Consider the following 4,883-nt stretch of genomic DNA (forward strand, 5'->3'; position numbering starts at 1 on the left):
GTGGCCGCGCGTGGTGAAGAAGGTGCGCTCGCCATCAGGATGGGTCATGCCGACCGACAATGTGGTGCCTTCGGGACGAACCGGCCATTTCTTCGCGCGGTGCCCGAACGCCTCGCGCAGCCAGCGGCCGAACTGGTCGTCGCCGAGATTGGCGGCGATCTCGAAGTCGATGCCCAGCGCCTGCCAGGCAAGCGCGGTGTTGCCGGCCTGGCCGCCGACGCGCAAATCGTCATGATCGACGACGGTCTCGGTGCCGGCCTTCGGCCACGGCGCGACCGGGCCGACGATCAGGTCGACATTGACGTTGCCGATCACCGCGAGCGGCCGCATCATTCGCTCCGGGTGATCTTGGTGGTGCGCACCGGCGTTCCGGCATTCTCGACGCGGCTGTCGGCGAAGGCGATCATCAGGCGCTGCGCAACCGGCAGCATGGCGAAGATCGCCGCCAGTCCGGAGGCGGGTTTGAAGACCAGGGTCACGGCGCCCGCGACCGGCGGCTTGCCCGAAGCCTCGAACACGATCAGCGGCGCGCCGGTCTCGACGACGGACAGGGCCATCGCGGTGACGAGGTCGGCGGTCGGATCGTTGCCTCGGAAAAGGACGACACCGATCTTCGGCCCGAGCATTTCCATCGGCCCGTGGCGAAGCTGGCCGCCCTCGAGGGAAAAGCAGGGCAGGCGCGACAGTTCGGTGAAGCCGAGCGCAAGCGCTTCAGCCACGCCTTGCAGCTTGCGGCCGGAGGTGACGATGGTCGCGACCTTGCTCAGCGCCGCCAAGGCTGCATCGATCTCGACCGTTTCAGGCGCCTTGAGCGCTGCGAGCGCGGCGGCGGGGTCTTCGCCAAGCGCTGCGAGGATCGCCAGATGTAGCGCGAAGGTCACTGTCAGGCTGCGGGTCGCGGCAAAGGCGAGCTCGGTGCCGCCGGCGCCAACGAGACAAGGGACCGTGCGGCCAAGGAACGAGCCGGCCTCCAGCGTCAGCCCGAAGGTGTCGGCCTGCGAAACCGCTTCGGAGAACCAGCGCAGCACCTCGGCGCTTTCGCCGGACTGCGAGGTCACGATCACCGACTTGCCGGCAAGCGGCAATGGCTGCCCGAGCTGCTCCGACAGCGGCAGCGCGATGGCGTCGATGCCATGCGCGCGATAGAGCGGCTCGATGGCGCGAGCGACGGCATGCGAGGCGCCCATGCCGAGCAGGACGAGGCGGCCGGTGTTCCTGATCGAAGCGGCGACCTTGGCGGCTGCCTCCCGATTGCTCTCGAACGAGGCGAGCGCATCCTCATGCTGGCGCGCCATCTCGCGGTCGATCGCAAGCAGGCCGGATGGACGTGGTCTTTGAGCAGTCATCATTATCCTTTCACGCCGCCGCTGGTGAGGCCCGAGATCAGCGCGCGCTGCATGACGAGGCCGATCAGCACGGGCGGCAAGGCCGCAAGCACGCCGGCGGTGGCGATCAGTCCGTAATCGGAGACACGGCCGCCGGCGAGATCGGCGATGGCGACGGTCAGTGTCTTTGCCCGCTGATCGGAGGTGAAGAGCAGGGCATAGAAGAACTCGTCCCAGGCGAGCAGCACGGCAAACAGCGCCGATGTCGCGACCACAGGCGCCGCCAGCGGCAAGGTTATGATGCGCCAGGTCTGGAGCAGCCCCGCTCCGTCGATCATCGCCGCGGCCTCGATCTCGCGCGGGATGGAATCGAAACCCGATTTCATCAGCCAGGTGGTGAAGGGCGCCAGGATGGTCAGATAGATCAGCGCCAGGCCGAAGACGTTGTTGAGCAGGCCGAGCCAGGACAGGCCTATATAGAGCGGCACGGAGAGCGCCACCGGCGGCAGCATATAGGTGGCGATCACCATCGACAGCGACCAGCCGACCGAAGGCGTGCGCGAGACGGCCCAGCCGGCCGGCACGGCAAGGACGATCGCAGCCAGGGTCGCCATGCCGGCGACTTCCAGGCTGTTGCGCAACGACGACGTGAAGGCCGCGCCGGCGCTGTTTTCGGCCGTCGACAGGAGTTGCGCGTAGCGCGAGAAGTCGGCCGCCTGCGGCCACCAGCGTAGCGGCTTGGCGGCGAGGTCGGCCGCCGGCGATATGCTCATGACGAAGAGCCAGGCGAGCGGGGCCAGGATCACGGCGGCAAGCAGGAGGGCGCAAACGTAGACGAAGGCGGTGAAAACCGGGTTCTTGCGTTCCATCAGGTAGCGCTCCCCGCGGTCTTCCTCACCAGCGCCGCATAGGCAACGGCGAGAACGGTGACGAGCAAGGTGACGATCAGCGCCAGCGATGCGCCGGAGCCGGCGCGCTGGAAGGAGAAGGCCTCCTGATAGACGAGGATCGATAGCGAGCGCGTGCTGTTGGCCGGACCGCCGCGGGTCATGACCCAGATGATGTCGAAGACCTTGAAGGCCTCGATGGTGCGCAGCACCAGCGCCACCATCAGCGGGCCGGCGAGATAGGGCAGGATGACGAAGCGGAAGCGGTTGAACGGCCCGGCGCCGTCGACAAGCGCTGCGGCGGTGATGTCGCGCGGCACGGCCTGCAGGGCGGCGAGCGCAATCAGCGCCACAAGCGGAAAATTCTTCCAGCAGTCGGCGACGATCAGCGCCGCAAGCGCCGTGCCCGGTTCGCCCAGCCAGGAGCGATAGTCGTCGATCAGGTGGAGCTGCGTCAGCGCCGCATTCAGCGCGCCATATTCCGGATTGTAGATCAGCCGCCAGAGCGTGGCGTTGACGACGGTGGGCAGCGCCCAGGGCAGGATCATCAGCCCGCGCAGCACGGCGCGGCCACGGAATTCTTGGTTGAGCAGAAGGGCCGCCAGCACGCCAAGCACCATCTCGGCGGCGACCGAGACGACCGCGAACCAGGTGGTGGTCGAGAGCGTGCGCGTGAAGTTCGAACTCGTCAGCATTTTGGTGTAGTTGTCGAAGCCGACGTAATTGCCTGCCGTGCCGACCAGCTGGGCGTCGGTGAAGGAAAGCCTGACCGTATCAACCAATGGCCAGCCGATGACGGCGACCATGATCACCAGCAGCGGCAGCATCAACAGCCACGCGCGAGTCGTCATCCAGGTGCCTGACATCAGAGGCGCCTCTTTTCCTTCATCCGGTCAGAAATAGCACGGGCGGCGCTCGTGGATGAGGCCGCCCGCGTCGAGGAACGCCAGATCAGAGGCCGCTGTTTTCGGCGGCGGTCTTGAGCGCGTCTTCCGGCGTCGTCTGGCCAAGCAGCGATTCCTGGATCGCCTGCTGCAGGGCCGTCGACAGCTGCTGGTATTTCGGCGTGGTCGGGCGCGGATACATGGCGGCGAGACCGAGCTTGGCGGCGGCGATCAGCTCTTCCTGGCCCTTGGTGACGGCCGGATCGTCATAGGACGAGGCCCAGATCGGCAGAGAGAGCTTGGCATACTGGTTCTGCGTCGCCTGCGAGGTCATGAACTCGATGTATTTCCAGGCTTCGTCCGGGTGCTTCGACACCGCCGTGATGCCAAGACCCATCGAGCCGTTGACGGCCGAGACCTCGCTGGTGCCGGCGACGCCGGGCGCCGGCACGACGCCGACCTTGCCGGCGACCTTGGAGTCCTTCGGATCGTTGGCCATGTTGTACATGTAGGTCCAGTTCAGCGCGAAGGCCGCGTCGCCGTTCTCGAACACCTTGCGGACGTCCTCTTCAAGGAATTCCTTGGAGTTCGGATTGGTGAGGCCCGATTTGTAGCTGTCGACCATGTATTTCAGCGCCGATAAGCCACCGCCATTCTGGAAGTCGGGCTTGCCGTCCTTTAGGAAGTCGCCGCCATAGGCGCTGACCAGCGTGGTGTAGTCGCAGACAGCGGCTTCAGCCTGTGACCAGCTCCAGGCGATCGGCGTCTTCAGCAGCCCCTTGTCCTGGATGATCTTGGCCTGCTGGCCGAGTTCTTCCCAGGTCTTCGGCGGCGCCTTGATGCCGGCCTTTTCCAGGATTTCCTTGTTGTAGAACAGGTATTTGGTGTCGAGGATCCACGGCATGCCATAGTACTTCCCGTCATATTGCACGGTGGTCCAGGCGCCGGGCAGCACGCCCTTCTTCATGTCGTCGGTGATCTTCGAGGATACGTCGACCAGCACCTTGTTGGTCGCGTATTCGGCCGGCCAGATCACGTCGAACAGCACCACGTCATAGCCACCGCCCGAGCCTTGGGCGAGCACGGTCTTGTCGTGCAGGCCTTCATAGGGAACGAATTCGAGGTTCACCTTGATGTCGGGGTTGGCCTTGGTGAAGGCCTCCGTCATCGAGCGCACGTCGGCCTCGCTATAGGCGGCCTGCGCCATGAAGAGGGCGTTCAAGGTGGTCTCGGCGAAGGCGTGGGGGACGAACAGCCCGCCGACGAACACCGCGCCCAGAAGTGTCTTACCGATCGATTTCAGCATTTGTCTTTCTCCCATTTCGACAGCTGCAAGTGGGCGGCGAAGCTTATGCCGCCGCTTTCTCGAATTGCATCGCGTGTGACCGGATCTGTCCTGAACGGCGCGCGGCGGGAGCTTGAGGCTTTGCCGTCTTCTTGTGGAGCCGCCCGGGTTTCACCTATTAAGTCAATTCGCTTGACTTAATTAGTCGATCAATCCTTTAATCGAGTCAAGAGGGGAAAAGACGGTGCACGATATCAGCCCGATCCGCGCCAAGAGCGGCACCAACCAGGAAGGCACCAGCGCGCACAACCGCCGTGTCATGATCGAGGCGCTGCGGCTCAACGGCGCGCTGTCGCGTGCCGACCTGGCGCGGGCGACGCAGCTTACCAAGCAGGCGGTTTCCAACATCATCGAGGATCTCGAGCGCGATGGGCTGGTTGTCGCGCTGGAAGCGGTGCGCAAGGGCAGGGGGCAGCCCTTCACACCATACCGGCTGGTGCCC

6 protein-coding genes are annotated in these 4,883 nt (G+C 65.1%); 1 reads left to right on the forward strand and 5 read right to left on the reverse strand.

The window, feature by feature from the left end; all coding sequences use genetic code 11:
* The 5 genes from EOA27_RS22065 to EOA27_RS22085 form a co-directional block, all read right to left on the reverse strand.
* On the reverse strand, positions 1–330 hold a 330-nt coding region (locus tag EOA27_RS22065; protein WP_245491134.1), incomplete at its 3' end, for a PfkB family carbohydrate kinase.
* Entirely contained in the window at positions 330–1,346 is a 1,017-nt protein-coding gene (locus EOA27_RS22070; protein ID WP_126083731.1) for an SIS domain-containing protein, read from the reverse strand. The genes EOA27_RS22070 and EOA27_RS22065, both read right to left, overlap by 1 nt.
* Positions 1,347–1,348: 2 nt before the next feature.
* A complete protein-coding gene (locus EOA27_RS22075) occupies positions 1,349–2,194 on the reverse strand; it encodes a carbohydrate ABC transporter permease (RefSeq protein ID WP_126081556.1) in 846 nt (281 codons plus the stop codon).
* Positions 2,194–3,078 carry a sugar ABC transporter permease gene (locus tag EOA27_RS22080; protein WP_126081557.1) on the reverse strand — a complete coding sequence of 295 codons (885 nt, stop codon included), beginning with the start codon at positions 3,076–3,078 and terminating at the stop codon, positions 2,194–2,196. Before EOA27_RS22080 ends, EOA27_RS22075 begins: the two co-directional genes overlap by 1 nt.
* 85 nt (positions 3,079–3,163) lie before the next feature.
* Entirely contained in the window at positions 3,164–4,402 is a 1,239-nt protein-coding gene (locus tag EOA27_RS22085; protein ID WP_126081558.1) for an extracellular solute-binding protein, read from the reverse strand.
* A 223-nt stretch (positions 4,403–4,625) separates the two neighbouring features.
* Here EOA27_RS22085 and EOA27_RS22090 point away from each other — a divergent pair.
* Positions 4,626–4,883, forward strand: a 258-nt coding sequence (locus EOA27_RS22090; protein WP_127257162.1) for a MarR family transcriptional regulator, incomplete at its 3' end; no start/stop codon positions are given.

It is taken from the genome of Mesorhizobium sp. M2A.F.Ca.ET.037.01.1.1 (genome assembly GCF_003998075.1).
GTDB lineage: Bacteria > Pseudomonadota > Alphaproteobacteria > Rhizobiales > Rhizobiaceae > Mesorhizobium.

What these genes read in the sequence shown, in the direction of transcription:
- EOA27_RS22070 (WP_126083731.1), bottom strand. Translation starts at nt 1,346, where the DNA reads ATGACTGCTCAAAGACCACGTCCATCCGGCCTGCTTGCGATCGACCGC.
- EOA27_RS22085 (WP_126081558.1), bottom strand. Translation starts at nt 4,402, where the DNA reads ATGCTGAAATCGATCGGTAAGACACTTCTGGGCGCGGTGTTCGTCGGC.
- EOA27_RS22080 (WP_126081557.1), bottom strand. Translation starts at nt 3,078, where the DNA reads ATGTCAGGCACCTGGATGACGACTCGCGCGTGGCTGTTGATGCTGCCG.
- EOA27_RS22075 (WP_126081556.1), bottom strand. Translation starts at nt 2,194, where the DNA reads ATGGAACGCAAGAACCCGGTTTTCACCGCCTTCGTCTACGTTTGCGCC.